General features: G+C 72.7%; 13 protein-coding genes. 4 read left to right on the forward strand and 9 right to left on the reverse strand.

Annotated elements, in window-relative coordinates:
• Positions 1–72 precede the first annotated feature (72 nt).
• Positions 73–1,227: a 3-oxoacyl-ACP synthase III family protein gene (locus tag IE95_RS0113710; RefSeq protein ID WP_240666430.1), complete on the reverse strand. Its 1,155-nt coding sequence runs from the start codon at positions 1,225–1,227 to the stop codon at positions 73–75.
• Positions 1,228–1,305: 78 nt separating this feature from the next.
• On the opposite strand from IE95_RS0113710, the gene IE95_RS0113715 reads away from it, so the two are divergent.
• Positions 1,306–2,601, forward strand: coding sequence for a cytochrome P450 (locus IE95_RS0113715; protein ID WP_240666429.1), 1,296 nt, complete (start codon positions 1,306–1,308; stop codon positions 2,599–2,601).
• Positions 2,602–2,682: 81 nt separating this feature from the next.
• Here the strand turns inward: IE95_RS0113715 and IE95_RS0113720 are convergent, their stop codons facing one another.
• Positions 2,683–3,345 (reverse strand): VOC family protein, encoded by a 663-nt coding sequence (locus tag IE95_RS0113720; RefSeq protein WP_030152188.1) that lies wholly within the window; start codon positions 3,343–3,345, stop codon positions 2,683–2,685.
• A 168-nt stretch (positions 3,346–3,513) separates the two neighbouring features.
• Positions 3,514–5,214 (reverse strand): dihydroxy-acid dehydratase, encoded by a 1,701-nt coding sequence (ilvD, locus tag IE95_RS0113725; protein WP_030152189.1) that lies wholly within the window; start codon positions 5,212–5,214, stop codon positions 3,514–3,516.
• An 80-nt stretch (positions 5,215–5,294) separates the two neighbouring features.
• On the opposite strand from ilvD (IE95_RS0113725), the gene IE95_RS19710 reads away from it, so the two are divergent.
• Complete coding sequence (locus IE95_RS19710) at positions 5,295–5,894, forward strand: hypothetical protein (RefSeq protein ID WP_129429494.1); 600 nt, start codon at positions 5,295–5,297, stop codon at positions 5,892–5,894.
• A 160-nt stretch (positions 5,895–6,054) separates the two neighbouring features.
• On the opposite strand, the gene ilvD (IE95_RS0113735) is transcribed toward IE95_RS19710, so the two are convergent.
• Positions 6,055–7,917 (reverse strand): dihydroxy-acid dehydratase, encoded by a 1,863-nt coding sequence (ilvD, locus tag IE95_RS0113735; protein WP_030152191.1) that lies wholly within the window; start codon positions 7,915–7,917, stop codon positions 6,055–6,057.
• 411 nt (positions 7,918–8,328) lie between these two features.
• Between ilvD (IE95_RS0113735) and IE95_RS0113740 the strand changes: the two genes are divergently transcribed.
• Positions 8,329–8,925, forward strand: a complete 597-nt coding sequence (locus IE95_RS0113740; protein WP_240666428.1) for a DoxX family protein — start codon at positions 8,329–8,331, stop codon at positions 8,923–8,925.
• A gap of 92 nt (positions 8,926–9,017) precedes the next feature.
• Here IE95_RS0113740 and IE95_RS0113745 read toward each other — a convergent pair whose 3' ends face one another.
• Positions 9,018–10,580 (reverse strand): peptide MFS transporter, encoded by a 1,563-nt coding sequence (locus IE95_RS0113745; RefSeq protein WP_084690275.1) that lies wholly within the window; start codon positions 10,578–10,580, stop codon positions 9,018–9,020.
• A gap of 97 nt (positions 10,581–10,677) precedes the next feature.
• On the opposite strand from IE95_RS0113745, the gene IE95_RS0113750 reads away from it, so the two are divergent.
• The gene (locus tag IE95_RS0113750) at positions 10,678–12,066 is read left to right on the forward strand and encodes a cryptochrome/photolyase family protein (RefSeq protein ID WP_030152194.1); all 1,389 of its coding nucleotides are present in this window, start codon (positions 10,678–10,680) and stop codon (positions 12,064–12,066) included.
• Between the two features lie 80 nt (positions 12,067–12,146).
• Here the strand turns inward: IE95_RS0113750 and IE95_RS0113755 are convergent, their stop codons facing one another.
• Genes IE95_RS0113755 through gatC form a run of 4 tightly spaced genes read right to left on the reverse strand, consistent with a single transcriptional unit; the run spans position 12,147 to position 16,067 of the window.
• Entirely contained in the window at positions 12,147–12,719 is a 573-nt protein-coding gene (locus IE95_RS0113755; protein WP_036572035.1) for a GNAT family N-acetyltransferase, read from the reverse strand.
• Positions 12,720–12,748: 29 nt separating this feature from the next.
• A complete protein-coding gene (gene gatB / locus IE95_RS0113760) occupies positions 12,749–14,257 on the reverse strand; it encodes an Asp-tRNA(Asn)/Glu-tRNA(Gln) amidotransferase subunit GatB (RefSeq protein WP_030152196.1) in 1,509 nt (502 codons plus the stop codon).
• A complete protein-coding gene (gene gatA, locus IE95_RS0113765) occupies positions 14,254–15,771 on the reverse strand; it encodes an Asp-tRNA(Asn)/Glu-tRNA(Gln) amidotransferase subunit GatA (RefSeq protein WP_030152197.1) in 1,518 nt (505 codons plus the stop codon). Before gatA ends, gatB begins: the two co-directional genes overlap by 4 nt.
• Positions 15,771–16,067, reverse strand: a complete 297-nt coding sequence (gene gatC / locus IE95_RS0113770; RefSeq protein ID WP_030152198.1) for an Asp-tRNA(Asn)/Glu-tRNA(Gln) amidotransferase subunit GatC — start codon at positions 16,065–16,067, stop codon at positions 15,771–15,773. Before gatC ends, gatA begins: the two co-directional genes overlap by 1 nt.
• Positions 16,068–16,291 lie beyond the last annotated feature (224 nt).

A 16,291-nucleotide genomic window follows, 5' to 3' on the forward strand; every position in this document is an offset into this window, starting at 1 on the left:
CCGCGAGACGGACCGGGAGCGATGGTGTCCGCTGCCCGGGGGCCACGCCTGTCCCCGCGTGGCCCTCGGGGGTCACAGCCGCACCGCCATGGCTCCGATGCTGATCCCGCCGGCCAGACCGACGAGCAGCACCACGTCACCCGGACCCACGCGGCCGCTCTCCAGCGCGGTCGCGAGCTGCAGCGGCAGCGTCGCCGAGGCCACGTTCCCGTGCTCGGCGACCGTCACGATCGTGCGCCCCTCGGGCAGGCCCAGGGCCTCGTGGACGTCCGCCAGGTAGGCGACCGCGACCTGGTGCACCGCGACCAGGGCCACGTCGTCCCACGTCAGCCCGGCGCGGTCGAGCGCCTCGAGGATCACGCCCGGCCCCAGGGCGAGGAACGCGTCGCGCAGCCGCGACCCGTCGATCTCGAAGTAGGTGCGGTCGAGGTCCCGCGGGAAGGCCGTCCCTCCGCCCGGCAGCATGCCGACGTCCCAGTGCGTCGACTCGGCGCCGAACGCGCTCGCGAGGATGCCCGCCGGGGCGGGCGCGGCGCCGCTCGTGCCGTCACCGCTCGTGCCGACCACCGGCCGGGGGGCGCGTCGCACCAGGACCGCCGCTCCGGCGTCGGACATGGTGTAGCCCGGCGCGGACAGCACGTACGTCGCCCGGTCCGGGACGTCCCACCGGACGGCGCGCGACGGCGCCTCGCCGCACGCGATCAGGACCGTCGCGTACCGGCCGGCGGCGACGAGGGCCTCGGCGACCTCGATCGCGTTGAGGACCGAGTTGCACGCGTTCTTGACGTCCATGACCGGGGCACGCACCCCCAGCTTCGCCGCGACGATGTGGCTCGTCGCAGGCTCGACCATGTCCTGGCTCGCCGAGGCGAAGACCAGCAGGTCGACGTCCCGGGCGTCGAGCCCCTGCGCGGCGAGGAGCTTGGCCGCGGCGGCGACCGCGAGGTCCGAGGCGTTCCAGTCGTCGGGCAGGACGTGGACCTGCTGGACCCCGGTCAGGCGCGAGACCATGGGCAGGCGAGGCACGGCGCCGGGCGTGCTCGTGCGCGCCAGGTCCCGCTCGGCGTCGGCGACCCGCACCGTGCGCTCGGGCAGGTGGACGCCGACCCCCGCGATGACGGCCACGGGGACCGAGCCCCGGGCAGGGGCGAGCGGCGGACGGTTCTGCGCGGGGTGGGCGGCGGGGTGCGCTGGGGGGAGCGCTGGGGGGTGGGCGATGATCGGCACTCGCGACAGCGTAGCCACGAACCCGCCCCCCACCGGGGTTGTCCACGGGTGGACGTCGGATGAGCCAGACTGTCCGTCGTGCTCCCCACGACCCGCCACGAGGTGGACCTCCTGCGCCGCGCCCGCCCCGGCATGGCCGCCGTGCTGCTCGGCGGCCACCTGTCACGTCGCCTGCCCGGCCGCCCCCTGCGCAAGGTGCCCGGCCTCGGCTGGGTCACGGCCGACCCCGTGGTCGCGCGCACCGTCCTGGGCGACCACCGGTCGTTCACGATCGTGGGCGAGGGCGGCGTCGGGCACCTGTGGGCGCAGATCCTGGGCGACTGGGTGCTCGACCTGTTCGACGGCCCAGGACACCACGACCTGCGCTCGCGGTCCCGCGAGCTGTTCACCGAGGGCAGCTCGGCCGAGCTCGTCGACGGCGCGTGGTCCGGTCCTCTCGCCGTGGCCCGGGAGGCGCTGCGGGCGGGCGGCTCGGTCGACGTCGCCCGCCTGGCGCGAGTGCTCGTGGGTCGCATGATGATCTCGCTCCTGGGCGTCCCCGGGCCGGATGCCGGCACCGACGGCGACCGCTCGCCCGAGGCTCGGACGGTGCCAGGTCCCTGGCCCACCGACGACGACGCCCTGACGGTCTTCGAGACCGGCGAGCGGCTCGCGACGATCGCCCTGGGGAGCGCGGGGTCGACGCACCTGTCCCCCGCCCAGGTCGACGCGGCCCGTGAGATCGTCGCCGAGCTCACCCGAGGCGTCCCCGCAGGGTGGCGCGACGCGCCCGCCGACACCCTGCTCGGCCGCTGCCGAGAGCTCGGGCTCGGCCTCGAGGAGACGACCGGGCTCGCGTGCCTCCTCATGGTCGCGGGCACGGAGACCTCGGCCTCCGCGATGGCGCGGACGACCGCGCTGCTCGTCGACACGGACGAGCAGCACCGCCTGATCGACCGGATGCGCGCCGACGCCGAGCGCGCGGCCGCGGGCGAGGTCCGTGCCCCGGGCGAGCCCGACGCCGTCGAGAACGCCGTGCGCGAGGGGCTGCGGGTCACGAGCCCCGCCTCGGTCATCGGCCGGGGCGTCGCCGCCGACGTCGAGGTCGCCGGTCGCCGCCTCACCGAGGGCGAGCGCATCATGATGCTCGTCTGGAGCGCGAACATCGGTGCCGGACCGTTCCGAGCGGACCGCCCCTACGTCCGCGAGAGCCGCCAGCTCTGGTTCGGTGCGGGACGTCATCTGTGCCTGGGGGCGGCACTGGCCCGCGCGGAGATCGGAGCGCTCCTGCACGCCCTCTGGGACGACGGTGAACCGCTGCGGGTCGTCTCGCGCAGCGCGCAGCGCGGGGTGCTGATCCCGGGCTACCGGACCCTGGTCGTGGCGCGCGCCTGACACCCCGCAGCGTGTCAGAACGAGCGTGCCCTCGGGGTCACGCTCGTTCTGACAGGTCGCTCGGCCCAGCAGTCTCGCGACTCAGTCGCGCGCCTGCCACGTGCAGAGGCAGGCCTCGTTGCCCTCGACGTCCGCGAGCACCCAGAACGCCGGTGCGCGGGAGTCGGAGACCAGGTGTCCGCCCGCCGCGATGGCCGCGGTGACCCGGGCCTCGGCCTGGTCGTGCGGGACGGAGACGTCGAGGTGGATGCGGTTGCGCTGGGGCCGCGGCGCGTCCATCTGCTGGAACCAGACGGGCGGGCCGTACCCTGCCGGGTCCGTGAGTCCCAGGCCCTCGTCCTCGGCCGGCGCCTCGACGTAGCCGAGCACCGCGCGCCAGAAGGGCCGGACCGCAGGCCGGTCGAGGGCGTCGATCGCGATCTCGACCTCGAGCAGCCCGTCGGTCTCGGCCGGGTGCTCGAGCTCCTTGGCCACGAGGGAGATCCGCCGGGCCAGGGTCACGTCGCGCCGGCTCAGCCCGCCCACGTCGTGCGAGGACACCCGGACGGTGACCGTCGCGTACCGCAGGTCGACGTCGGGGTGGTGGTTCATGCCCTCGGCCAGCTCGCCGATCGCGTCGATCAGCTCGACCCCGGCCGTGAACGAGTCGGTGCGGAAGCGGGCCTGCGCGGTGCCCAGGACGACGCGCCAGTCCTCCACCCCGTCGCTGTCGTGGAACTGTCGGGCGGTGATCGCGTCGCTCATGGCTGCTGCTCCGGTGCGGTTCGGCGCGGACGGTGGGCGTTCCTCGTCCACTATCCCGCAGCCCGGACCGCGTCGCCAGCACTCGTGACCGCGGGTGCCGAGCACGAGGTTGTGGTCGTTCCGACCGTCGGAACGGCCGCAACCTCGTGCTCGACCGCGCGCAGGTCCCTACTCGAGGATCGCGCCTCGCGAGGCCGACTGCACGAGCTTGGCGTACTTGGCGAGGACCCCGCGTGTGAAGGTCGGCGCGAGGGGGGCCCAGCCTTCCTTGCGGGCGTCGAGCTCGGCCGGGTCGACCAGCAGGTCGAGCGTCTTGCGGGCGACGTCGAGGCGGATGCGGTCGCCGTCGCGCACGAACGCGACGGGCCCGCCGTCGACGGCCTCGGGGGCGACGTGCCCCACGCACAGCCCCGTCGTCCCGCCCGAGAAGCGCCCGTCGGTCAGGAGCAGCACGGTCTTGCCGAGTCCCGCGCCCTTGATGGCTCCCGTGATCGCGAGCATCTCACGCATGCCCGGCCCGCCCTTGGGTCCTTCGTACCGGATGACGACGACGTCGCCGTCCGTGATGGTCCCGTCCTCGAGCGCGTCGAGCGCCGCGCGCTCGCGCTCGAACACGCGGGCCGTGCCCTCGAACACGTCGGAGTCGAAGCCCGCCGACTTGACCACGGCCCCCTCGGGCGCGAGCGAGCCGCCGAGGATCGTGATGCCGCCCGTGCGGTGGATGGGGTTGTCGAGGGCGCGCAGGATCTTGCCGTCGGGGTCGGGGGGGTCGATCTCCGCGAGGTTCTCGGCGACCGTCCGTCCCGTGACCGTGAGCGCGTCGCCGTGGATCAGGCCCGCGTCGAGCAGTGCCTTCATGACCACGGGCACGCCGCCGATGCGGTCGACGTCGTTCATGACGTACCGGCCGAACGGCTTGAGGTCGCCCAGGTGCGGGACCTTCGCAGCGACCCGGTCGAAGTCGTCGAGGGTCAGGTCGACCTCGGCCTCGTGCGCGATCGCGAGGAGGTGGAGCACCGCGTTCGTCGAGCCGCCGAACGCCATGACCACGGCGATCGCGTTCTCGAACGCCTTCTTGGTCATGATGTCGCGCGCGGTGATGCCGCGGCGCAGCAGCTCGACCACGGCCTCGCCCGAGCGGTGCGCGAAGTTGTCGCGGCGCCGGTCGGCCGAGGGCGGCGCGGCTGAGCCGGGCAGCGACATGCCCATGGCCTCGGCGACCGACGCCATGGTGTTCGCGGTGTACATGCCGCCGCACGCACCCTCGCCGGGACAGATCGCGCGCTCGATACGGTCGAGGTCCTCACGGCTCATGAGCCCGCGCGAGCACGCGCCCACGGCCTCGAACGCGTCGATGAGCGTGACGTCCTTCTCGGTGCCGTCGGAGAGCTTGACCCAGCCCGGCATGATCGAGCCGGCGTAGAGGAACACGCTCGCGAGATCGAGGCGGGCGGCGGCCATGAGCATGCCCGGGAGCGACTTGTCGCACCCGGCGAGGAGCACCGACCCGTCCAGCCGTTCGGCCTGCATGACCGTCTCGACCGAGTCCGCGATGACGTCGCGCGACACGAGCGAGAAGTGCATGCCCTCGTGGCCCATCGAGATGCCGTCGGACACCGAGATGGTGCCGAACTGCAGCGGGTACCCGCCGCCCGCGTGCACGCCCTCCTTGGCCCCCTGCGCGAGCCGGTCGAGCGACAGGTTGCACGGCGTGATCTCGTTCCACGAGCTCGCGATGCCGATCTGCGGCTTGACCCAGTCCTCGTCGCCCATGCCGACGGCGCGGAGCATGCCGCGCGAGGCCGTGGCCTCGACGCCGTCGGTCACGGTGCGGGAGCGGGGCTTGATGTCGATGTCGTCGCTGGCCATACCCGAGTATCCCCTCGCGACGAGCGGCGGGCCACAAGACACCCGGAGTGGCGCTGCGGCACGTGTGGCAGGATGCCCGCGTGACTGCACCGACGCCGCACAGCGCCCGCGCCAGCGCCCGCCTCGGTCGTGCCCTCGTCCTGCTCCCCCTCGCCCTGGCCCTCGCCGCGCTGGCAGCGTGCGCCGGGGGCGCGTCGACCGGCACGTCGACCGGCACGGGCGCCTCCGCGTCGACCGGGAGCGGCACGGGCTCCGATCCCTCGCCCACCGTGACCTCCCCCGCCGAGCCCCCGGCCCAGGATCCCGCCGGGGCCCCGCCCGCTCCCCAGGACGCCGAGACGCCCGAGGACGCCTTCCGCGCGTGGCTCGCCGCGAGCCGGGTGCCGGACGTGGCGACGGCCTGCGGGTACCTCTCTCCGGCGCTCGCCGACCGGATGGTCGCGGAGATGACCGCGCAGGGGTGGCCGGGGATCACGGACTGCGCGTCGATGATCACGACCACGGCCGCGCTCTACGCCGCGGTCGGTGACGTCGCGCAGGTCGAGGTCGCGGTGCGCGAGGAGCGCCCCGACGCGACGGTCCTCGCGGTCGCGTACGCGGGCGGGGACTGCGGGACGGCCGTCATGGCGCCGGCCGGGTCCACGTGGGTCGTCACGGAGCAGTCCGAGGAGCAGTGCTGACGCACGCTCGCCGCTGCCGCACCCGCACCCGCACCCGCACCCGCACCCGCACTGAGCCTGCCGTCCCGGCAGCGCCCGTCCCTGCCCCGTCCAGCCTTGCCGACGACGGGCCCGCACCCTCCAGGGGGTACGGGCCCGCAGTCGTCGGGCAACGGCCGGGTCAGCGCCGCCTGATCAGCGACACGTCGCGCACGGCGCCGCGGTCGGCGGACGTCGCCATCGCGGCGTAGGCCTGGAGCGCCGGGGACACGTAGCGGTCGCGGTCGACGGGCTGCCAGGGGTTCTCGCGCGCCTCCATCTTGGCGCGGCGCTCGGCGAGGACCTCGTCGGGCACGTTGAGGCGGATGAGGCGCGTGTCGACGTCGATCTCGATCTCGTCGCCGTCCTCGACCAGGCCGATCACGCCGCCGGCCGCGGCCTCGGGCGAGACGTGGCCCACCGAGATGCCGCTCGAACCGCCCGAGAAGCGGCCGTCGGTGATGAGCGCGGTCACCTTGCCGAGGCCGCGTCCCTTGATGAAGGACGTCGGGTAGAGCATCTCCTGCATCCCGGGTCCGCCTGCGGGGCCCTCGTAGCGCACGACGACGACGTGGCCGGGCTCGACCTGCTTGGTGAGGATCTTCTCGACGGCCTCGTCCTGCGACTCGCAGACCAGGGCCTTGCCGACGAAGTGGAACACGTCGGGGTCGACGCCTGCCGTCTTGAAGACCGCGCCGTCCTCGGCGAGGTTGCCGCGCAGCACGGCCAGGCCGCCCTCGACCGTGTACGCGTGCGCCAGGTCGCGGATGCACCCGTTCGCGGCGTCGGTGTCGAGGTGGTCCCAGCGGTTCGACGTGGAGAACGCCTGCGTGGTGCGCACCCCGCCGGGGGCCGCGTGGAACAGCTCGACGGCCCGCTCGGTGGCCTTGCCGCCGCGGACGTCCCAGTCGTCGAGCCACTCGCGCAGCGTCGGGGTGTGCACGGAGGTCACGTCGTGGTCGAGCAGTCCGGCGCGGTCGAGCTCGCCGAGCAGCGCGGGGATGCCGCCCGCACGGTGGACGTCCTCCATGTGGAAGTTCGGGTGGTTGGGCGCGACCTTGGACAGGCACGGGACCTGGCGGCTGATGCGCTCGATGTCGGTCAGGTCGAAGTCGATCTCACCCTCCTGCGCGGCGGCGAGGATGTGCAGGACCGTGTTGGTCGAGCCGCCCATGGCGACGTCGAGCGTCATGGCGTTGGCGAACGCGGCCTTGGTCGCGATGTTGCGCGGCGCGGCCGAGTCGTCCTCGTCGTCGTAGTAGCGGCGCGCGAGGTCGACGATCGTGCGGCCCGCTTCGAGGAAGAGCTCGCGGCGTGCGGAGTGCGTCGCGAGGGTCGAGCCGTTGCCGGGCAGCGACAGGCCCAGGGCCTCGGTCAGGCAGTTCATCGAGTTCGCGGTGAACATGCCCGAGCACGAGCCGCACGTGGGGCACGCGTTCTCCTCGACCTGGGCGAGGGCCGCGTCGCTCACGTTGTCGTCCGCGGCGTAGTTGATCGCGTTGACGAGGTTCAGGTGCGTGGACGCGACGCCGTCGGCCACGACGGCCTTGCCGGCCTCCATGGGGCCGCCCGACACGAAGATGACCGGGATGTTGAGGCGCAGCGCGGCGTTGAGCATGCCGGGCGTGATCTTGTCGCAGTTGGAGATGCACACGATCGCGTCCGCGCAGTGCGCGTTGACCATGTACTCGACCGAGTCGGCGATGAGGTCGCGGCTGGGCAGCGAGTACAGCATGCCCGCGTGGCCCATCGCGATGCCGTCGTCGACCGCGATGGTGTTGAACTCCTTGGAGACGCCGCCAGCCTCGCGGATCGCCGACGCGACGAGGTCGCCCATGTCCTTGAGGTGGACGTGGCCCGGTACGAACTGCGTGTACGAGTTCGCGATCGCGATGATCGGCTTGCCGAAGTCCTCCGAGCCCATGCCGGTGGCGCGCCAGAGCGCGCGGGCACCGGACATGTTGCGGCCGTGGGTGGACGTCCGAGAGCGCAGGGGGCGACTCATGGCGGTTCAGCTCCTTCACGTGGTGCTGCGGCCTGGGAGGTGACCGCTCGGACACACTACGCCCGCGTCGGAGCGGCGAGGTCGGTCGTCCGGCTCGTGGTCCACGGACGGATGCAGCGCTCCCACCCACCCCTCGATGTGCGATCCCCCTACGTAGCACCACCGATACGGGAAAGCCCGTCAATCTGCTCAAAAGGTTGCAGCGAACTTCGCCCGGGTGGGAGGTTGGCAGGGCTGCCCCGGTAGTGCACCGCACGCCGCTCGCCCGCCGGTACGTGCCGTCGACACGACGGTCGTGACGGACCGCGGCCCCTCGCAGCCAGACCCCCTTCCCATTCCCGGCGACCCCGGTACCCCCGGCGCCCCGCGCCCCACCGGACGAGCCACCACCGACCAGGGAGACCAGCCCTCATGAGCCAGGCCACCGCTGCAACGAACCGAAGCTCTCGCTCCACACCGACCGGCACCGACCCCTCGGGCACCGGCGCCCCGACGACCGCACCCGTCACGGGCGAGCGTGTCGTGACGAGCGCCGCCGCACGCGGCGCTCTCGCGGTCCTGCGCATCGCGATCTCGCTCGTCTTCCTGTGGCCCGTGCTCGACAAGACGCTGGGCCTGGGCTACGCGACGCCGTCCGAGCGGGCGTGGCTCAACGGCGGCTCGCCGACCACGGGCTACCTGTCGTCGCTCGAGGGCCCGCTGGCCGAGACGTTCGGAGCCCTGGCCGGCCCGGCCACCGACTGGCTCTTCATGCTCGGCATGGGCCTGACCGGGCTCGCGCTGCTGCTGGGTGTGGGGACGCGGGTCGCCGCGGTCTCGGGAACGCTCCTCATGGCGCTGCTGTGGGTCACGACGTGGCCCGTGGCCGCGGGCTCGAACAACCCGGTCGTCGAGGACCACGTCGTGACGGCTCTCGTCGTGATCGTCGTCGCGCTGACCCGCGCGGGCGAGACGTGCGGCCTGGGCGGTGTCGCGGCGCGCGTGGGCGTGCCGGGCTGGATGCGCTGACGTCCCCTGCCCGACGGCGGAGCGCGCCCGGGTGCACCGGTGCACCCGGGCGCGCTCCGCCGTCGGGCATGCGCGTCACCGCGGGTGGAGCGTCAGGCGACCGTCGCGGCGGCCTCCTGCTCGTCCGCGTGACGGATGTGACGCGTGACCCACGGGGCGATCGCGAAGAGGACCAGCGCGAACACCATGGTGATGCCGCCCACCGCACCGAAGTACGCGGTGTCCGAGGCCCCCTCGGTGACCTGCACGATCTGGGCCGTGATGGCCTGACCGGCGGCCGGCGCGAGGAACCACAGCGCCATGGCCTGGCTCCGGAAGGCCCGGGGCGCGAGCAGGGTCGTCGCGGCGAGACCCACGGGCGACAGGCACAGCTCGCCGAGCGTCTGGATGACGTACACCGACACGAGCACCCACGCGGGCGCCTTCTCGTCCGCGAAGATCGCCGACGCGCCCGCGAGCCACACGAACGACAGCGCCGCCAGGGTCAGGCCCATCGCGAACTTCACGGCCGTCGGCGGACGGTCCTTGGTCTTGACCCAGATCCACGCGAACACCGGGGCCAGGACCACGATCGAGAACGGGTTCACGGACTGGAAGAAGGCCGGCTCGATCGGGACGCCGAAGAACGAGAGCTCGGTGCGGTCCTTCGCGAAGCTCGAGAGCGTCGTGGCCGCCTGCTCGAAGATCATGAAGAACAGCATCGCGGCGACGAACAGCGGGATGTACGCCGTGAGGCGTGAACGTTCGGGCGCGGTGACCTTGGGCGAGCGGAACATCACGATGAAATAGGCGATCGGGGCCGCGAACGCGACGTACGACAGCGTGTCGATGAACGTCGAGATCCCGAACGCCCCCGAGACCGCCCACGCGACGAGCGCCGCGACGACGAGCCCCGCGAGGATGACGAGCCCGATCCGCACGAGCTTCGGGTACTCGTCGGGGTGGATCGGGTTCGGCACCGAGTCGCCCGCGCCACCCAGGTACTTGCGCCCCGCGACGAAGAACACGAGGGCGACGGCCATGCCGACCGCCGCGACCGCGAAGCCCGCGTGGTACCCCCACTGCCGGTTCACGAACCCGACGATGATCGGGGAGACGAGCGAGCCCAGGTTGATGCCCATGTAGAAGATCGAGAAGGCCGAGTCGCGGCGCGGGTCGTTGCGCGCGTACAGCTCGCCGACCATCGACGACACGTTGGGCTTGAGCAGACCGGTGCCGAGCGCCACGAGCGCGATGCCGAGCATCGAGAAGCCGGCCCCCGGGATCGTGAGCGAGACGTGCCCCGCCGCGATGATGATGCCGCCGTACAGCACCGAGCGCCGCGAGCCGATGACCCGGTCGGCGAGCCAGCCGCCGACGACCGACAGCAGGTACACGCCCGTGCCGTAGATCGAGACCAGGGCGAGCCCCGTGACCTCGTCGAGGGCCAGACCACCGTTCGCGACGGTGTCCGTCAGGTAGAACAGGAGGATGGCCCGCATCCCGTAGTAGCTGAACCGCTCCCACAGCTCGGTCGTGAACAGGGTCATCAGCCCGATCGGGTGCCCGAAGAAGGCGTGGTCGCGAGGGATCCGCCCCGCTGCGGCGGCTGTCTCGGCCTCGAGCCGGGGATCCGGGAGGTCGGGCCGGACGGGACCCTCGTCGTTACCGCTCATGGATCGATGCTGCCACCGGCCGTGCCCACCGGCGACTGCTGAGCACACGGCGCGACCCACGTGCGCAGGCCCGCGAGACACGGGCTAGCGTGGGCGGATGCCCGCCCCCGCACCGACCGTCCTGTGGTTCCGCCGCGACCTGCGCCTGTCCGACAACCCTGCTCTCGGCGAGGCCGTGGGCGAGGCGCGCACGGCGGGGAGCGACGTCGTCGGGCTGTACGTGCTGGACCCCGCGCTCTGGGCGGCCGCCGGGCCCGTGCGGCAGGCGTACCTGGGCCGCAGCCTGCGCGCGCTCGACGCCGCGACGGGCGGTCGGCTCGTGGTGCGCCACGGCGACCCGCGGGCGACGGTGCCCGCGGTCTGCGCCGAGGTCGGCGCACGGAGCGTCCACGTCGCGGCGAGCTACGAGCCCTACGGTCGCCGACGCGACGACGAGGTCGAGGAGGCGCTCACCGCCGCCGGGGTGCGGTTGCGCCGCACGGGGTCGCCGTACGCGGTCGCGCCGGGGCGTGTGCGCACGCGCGGCGGCACGCCCTTCCAGGTCTTCACGCCGTTCCGGACGGCGTGGCTCGAGCACGGGTGGCGCGCCCCCGCTCCCCTGCCCGACGCCGTCGCGTGGGCCGCGCTCTCGTCCGACGGTCTCCCGGGCGCGCCCGAGCCGGGGGCACGGCTGCCCGAGGCGGGCGAGGCCGCGGCACTCGCCCGTTGGCACGCCTTCCTCGCCGACGGCCTCGCGGACTACCCGACCGCCCGCGACCGACCGGACCTCGCCGGGACCTCGTACCTGTCCCCCGCGCTCAAGTGGGGCGAGATCCACCCGCGCACCCTGCTCGCGGACCTCGCGTCGGCCGTGCGCTCGGGCGCAGTGCCCGAGGAGGCCGCCGCGACCTACCGCTCCGAGCTCGCGTGGCGCGAGTTCCACGCGGACGTCCTGTTCCACCACCCCGGCGCTGCTCGGCGCTCCCTGCGGGCCGTGGTCCCCGAGGACGCATGGGCCGGCGGCGCCACGGAGGACGCGCTGCTCGGCGCGTGGCGCGAGGGCCGCACGGGTTACCCGATGGTCGACGCCGGGATGCGCCAGCTCCTCGGCACCGGGTGGATGCACAACCGCGTCCGGATGCTCGTCGCGTCGTTCCTCGTCAAGGACCTGCACGTGCGCTGGCAGCGCGGCGCCGAGCACTTCATGGCGCACCTGGTCGACGGCGACGTGCCGCAGAACCAGCTCAACTGGCAGTGGGTCGCCGGGACCGGGCGCGACGCCGCGCCGTACTTCCGGATCTTCAACCCCGTCACGCAGGGCCTGAAGTTCGACCCCGACGGCGCCTACGTGCGCGAGTGGGTCCCCGAGCTGCGCGGCATCGCCGGCAAGGCCGTGCACGAGCCGTGGAAGGTCCCCGGTGGTGCTCCCGGGTATCCCGAGCGCGTCGTCGACCACGCGGTCGAGCGCAAGGTGTCGCTCGAGGACTTCGAGCGCGGCCGGGGCTGAGGCTCGCCGACCTGTCAGAACGAGCGTGACCTCCAGGTCACGCTCGTTCTGACAGCTCGCTCCCGGCGGAGGGGTTCGGCTCAGAGCCCCGCGCGGAACTCGTCCTCGAGGATGCTCATGACGACGGCGTCCGCCCAGCCGTCGCCGTCCCGGAACGCGTCCCGGAGGCGACCCTCCTCACGGAAGCCCAGCGACTCGTAGAGCATGCGCGCCCGCGGGTTGATGCTGAGCACGTCGAGGCTCACCCGGTGCAGGTGCGGCCCCTCGGGGTGGTCGAACGCGAAGCGCAGCACCTCGAAGATCGCCTCGCGCCCGTACCCGCGCCCACGGTAGTTCGTGAGCAGGACCAGGCGCAGGTTGGCCGAGAGTGCGTGCTCGTCGATGTCGTTGAGGACGATCTCACCGATCATCTCGTCGCTCACGAGCTGACCGTCGCGCTGGGCCGCCGAGGTGATGGCCCAGTCGTAGCGACCGTCACGGTCGCTGACGGTGGCCGCCCACTCGTCGATCTGCTCACGCGTGAACTCCGCCGTCGTCCCCGTGAGCCGGTTCGACTCCGGGTCCTGGACGGACTCCCACATGCGTTCGGCGTCGCGAGCCTCGACGGGCCGCAGCCGCATCATTTCGCCGACGAGCTCCGGTCCGCGCGTCACGCGACCACCTCCGTCGTCCGGGTCACGGATCAGCCGATCCGCTCGATGACCAGCTCGCGGACGCGGCCGGCGTCGGCCTGGCCCTTGGTGGCCTTCATGACCGCACCGATGATCGCACCGATCGGCCCCAGGTTGCCCGAGCGCACCTTCTCGACGATGTCGGGCTGCGCCGCGAGGGCAGCGTCGATCGCCGTGAGGAGCGCGCCGTCGTCCGACACGACCTCCAGGCCGCGAGCGACCACGACGGCCTCCGGGTCCCCCTCGCCGGCGAGCACGCCTTCGAGGACCTGGCGGGCCAGCTTGTCGTTGATGCGCCCCGAGTCCACGAGGGCCTGGAGCTGGGCGATCTGCGCAGGCGTGACCGCGATCTCCGCGAGCTCGGTCTCGCTCGTCTTGGCGTACCGGGCGAGCTCGCCCATCCACCACTTGCGAGCGGCTGCGGGGCTCGCGCCGGCCGCGACGGTCGCCTCGATGAGGTCGAGCGCACCCGCGTTGACGACGTCGCGCATCTCGGCGTCCGCGTAGCCCCACTCCCGCTGCAGGCGGTTGCGGCGGGCCACGGGAAGCTCGGGCAGCGTGGCACGGATCTGCTCGACCCAGTCACGGCTCGGTGCGACCGGGACCAGGTCCGGCTCCGGGAAGTAGCGGTAGTCCTCGGCGTCGGACTTCACGCGACCGGCCGTCGTGATCGAGGTGTCCTCGTGCCAGTGGCGCGTCTCCTGGATGACCGTGCCACCCTCGTCGAGGACCGCGGCCTGGCGGGAGACCTCGTAGCGGACGGCGCGCTCGATCGAGCGGAACGAGTTCACGTTCTTCGTCTCGGTGCGCGTGCCGAGCGGCGACTCGGGGGTCGCGCGCAGCGACAGGTTCACGTCCGCGCGGACGTTGCCGCGCTCCATGCGCGCCTCCGACACGTCGAGCGCGCGGAAGATGTCGCGCAGCGTCTGGACGTACGCACGGGCGACCTCCGGGGCGCGCTCGCCCGCACCCGTGATGGGGCGCGTCACGATCTCCACGAGCGGGATGCCCGCACGGTTGTAGTCGACGAGCGAGTACTCGGCGCCATGTATACGACCGGTCGAGCCACCCACGTGGGTGTTCTTGCCGGCGTCCTCCTCCATGTGCGCGCGCTCGATCTCGACACGGAAGATCGTGCCGTCCTCGAGCTCGACGTCCAGGTAGCCGTCGAACGCGATGGGCTCGTCGTACTGCGACGTCTGGAAGTTCTTCGGCACGTCCGGGTAGAAGTAGTTCTTCCGGGCGAAGCGGCACGACTCGGCGATCTGGCAGTTGAGCGCGAGCCCGATCTTGATCGCGTACTCGACGGCCTTGCCGTTGACCACGGGCAGCGCACCGGGCAGGCCGAGGCTCACCGGGGTCACCTGCGTGTTGGGCTCGCCACCGAACTCGACCTCGGCCGCGCAGAACATCTTGGTCTTCGTGCCGAGCTCGACGTGCACCTCGATCCCGATGACGGGGTCGTAGCGGCGGACGGCCTCGTCGTAGTCGACCAGGTCCACGGTTGCGTGTGCGCTCATCGCGCGACCTCCAGCTCCGGGGCCTTGGCCAGCAGCGGCCCGCCCCACGTGTTCTCCAGGGCGGCCTCGAGGGCGGCACCCACGCGGTACAGACGGTCGTCGGCCTTGGCCGGCGCGAGGATCTGGAAGCCGACGGGCAGGCCGTCGTCCGAGAGACCGTTCGGCAGCGACATGCCGGGGACGCCCGCGAGGTTCGCAGGGATCGTCGCGACGTCGTTGAGGTACATCGCGAGCGGGTCGTCGAGCTTCTCGCCGAACGTGAAGGCCGTGGTGGGGGCCGTCGGGGAGACCAGGACGTCCGCCTGCGCGAACGCTGCGTCGAAGTCGCGCTGGATGAGCGTGCGGACCTTCTGCGCGCTGCCGTAGTAGGCGTCGTAGTAGCCCGCCGACAGCGCGTACGTGCCGAGGATGATGCGGCGCTTGACCTCGTCGCCGAAGCCCTGGCCGCGGGTCGCGGACATGACGCGCTCGGCCGTGACGGGGCCGTCCTCGGGCTCGACCCGCAGGCCGAAGCGCATGCCGTCGAACTTGGCGAGGTTGCTCGACGCCTCGCTCGGCATGATCAGGTAGTAGGCGCCGAGCGCGTACTTGAAGTGCGGGCACGAGACCTCGACGATCTCGGCACCGAGCGACCGCAGCAGGTCGAGCGACTCCGCGAAGCGAGCGCTCACGCCCTCCTGGTAGCCCTCGCCCGAGAGCTCGGAGACGACGCCGACCCGCAGGCCGCGCAGGTCACCGATCGCGCCCTGGCGGGCCGCGTCGACGAGCAGCGGGAGGTCCTCGTTGATCGAGGTCGAGTCGCGAGGGTCGTGGCCGCCGATGAGCTCGTGCAGGAGCGCCGAGTCGAGGACGGTACGAGTGACGGGGCCCGCCTGGTCGAGCGAGGACGCCATGGCGATGAGGCCGTAGCGGGAGACGCCGCCGTAGGTGGGCTTGACGCCGACTGTGCCGGTCACGGCGCCGGGCTGACGGATCGAACCGCCCGTGTCGGTGCCGATCGCGAGCGGGGCCTCGTACGCGGCGACGGCCGCGGCCGAGCCGCCGCCCGAACCGCCGGGGATGCGGTCGAGGTCCCAGGGGTTGTGGGTGTTCCCGTAGGCCGAGTGCTCGGTCGAGGAGCCCATCGCGAACTCGTCCATGTTGGTCTTGCCGAGGATCGGCAGGCCGGCAGCACGGATGCGCTCGACGATCGTCGCGTCGTAGGGCGGGATCCAGCCCTCGAGGATCTTGGAGCCGGCCGTCGTCGGGAGGCCCTTGGTGACGACGACGTCCTTGACGGCGATCGGCACGCCCGCGAGCGGGTGCAGGTCCTCCCCCGCGGCGCGGCGCGAGTCGATGTCTCGTGCGGTCGCGAGGGCGTCCTCGGTGCTCACGTGCAAGAACGCGTGGACCGCGGGGTCGACGTCGCCGATGCGGTCGAGGTGCGCCTGCGTCGCCTCGACGCTGCTCACCTCGCCGGAAACCAGGTGCGCGGCGAGGTCCGCGGCGCTCAGCCGCGTCAGGTCGTTGCTCATCATTCCTCCCCGAGGATCTGCGGGACGCTGAAGCGTCCGTCTTCGCTGGCCGGTGCTGCGGCGAGGACGTCCTCGACGGGCAGGGGCGGTACGGGGACGTCGTCACGGAAGACGTTGGTCAGCGGCAGCGGGTGGCTCGTGGCGGGGACGTCAGGAGTGGCGACCTCGCTCACCTGGGCGATCGCATCGACGATGACGTCGAGCTCGCCGGCGAGGCGGTCGAGCTCCTCGGGCCGGAGGTCGATGCGGGCCAGCACGGCGACGCGCGCGACCTCATCACGGGAGATGGTGGACATGGTCGCCAGTCTAGTGCCCGACGACGGCGGTCACCGGGGCGTCCCTGCCCGCCGCGCGGCGGGCCTTGCCCACACCCTCACGGGGGCCTGTACGCGGTGGGGCGTGGCGTCGCGCGCGTGGTGAATCCGGGTATGCCAAAGGCCCACCCCGTGTGGGGTGGGCCTTTGGTGAATGGTTGTCCGGCGGCGACCTACTCTCCCACCCCGTCTCCAGGGCAGTACCA

This window comes from Oerskovia turbata (assembly GCF_000718325.1).
In the GTDB taxonomy this organism is placed as follows: domain Bacteria; phylum Actinomycetota; class Actinomycetes; order Actinomycetales; family Cellulomonadaceae; genus Oerskovia; species Oerskovia turbata.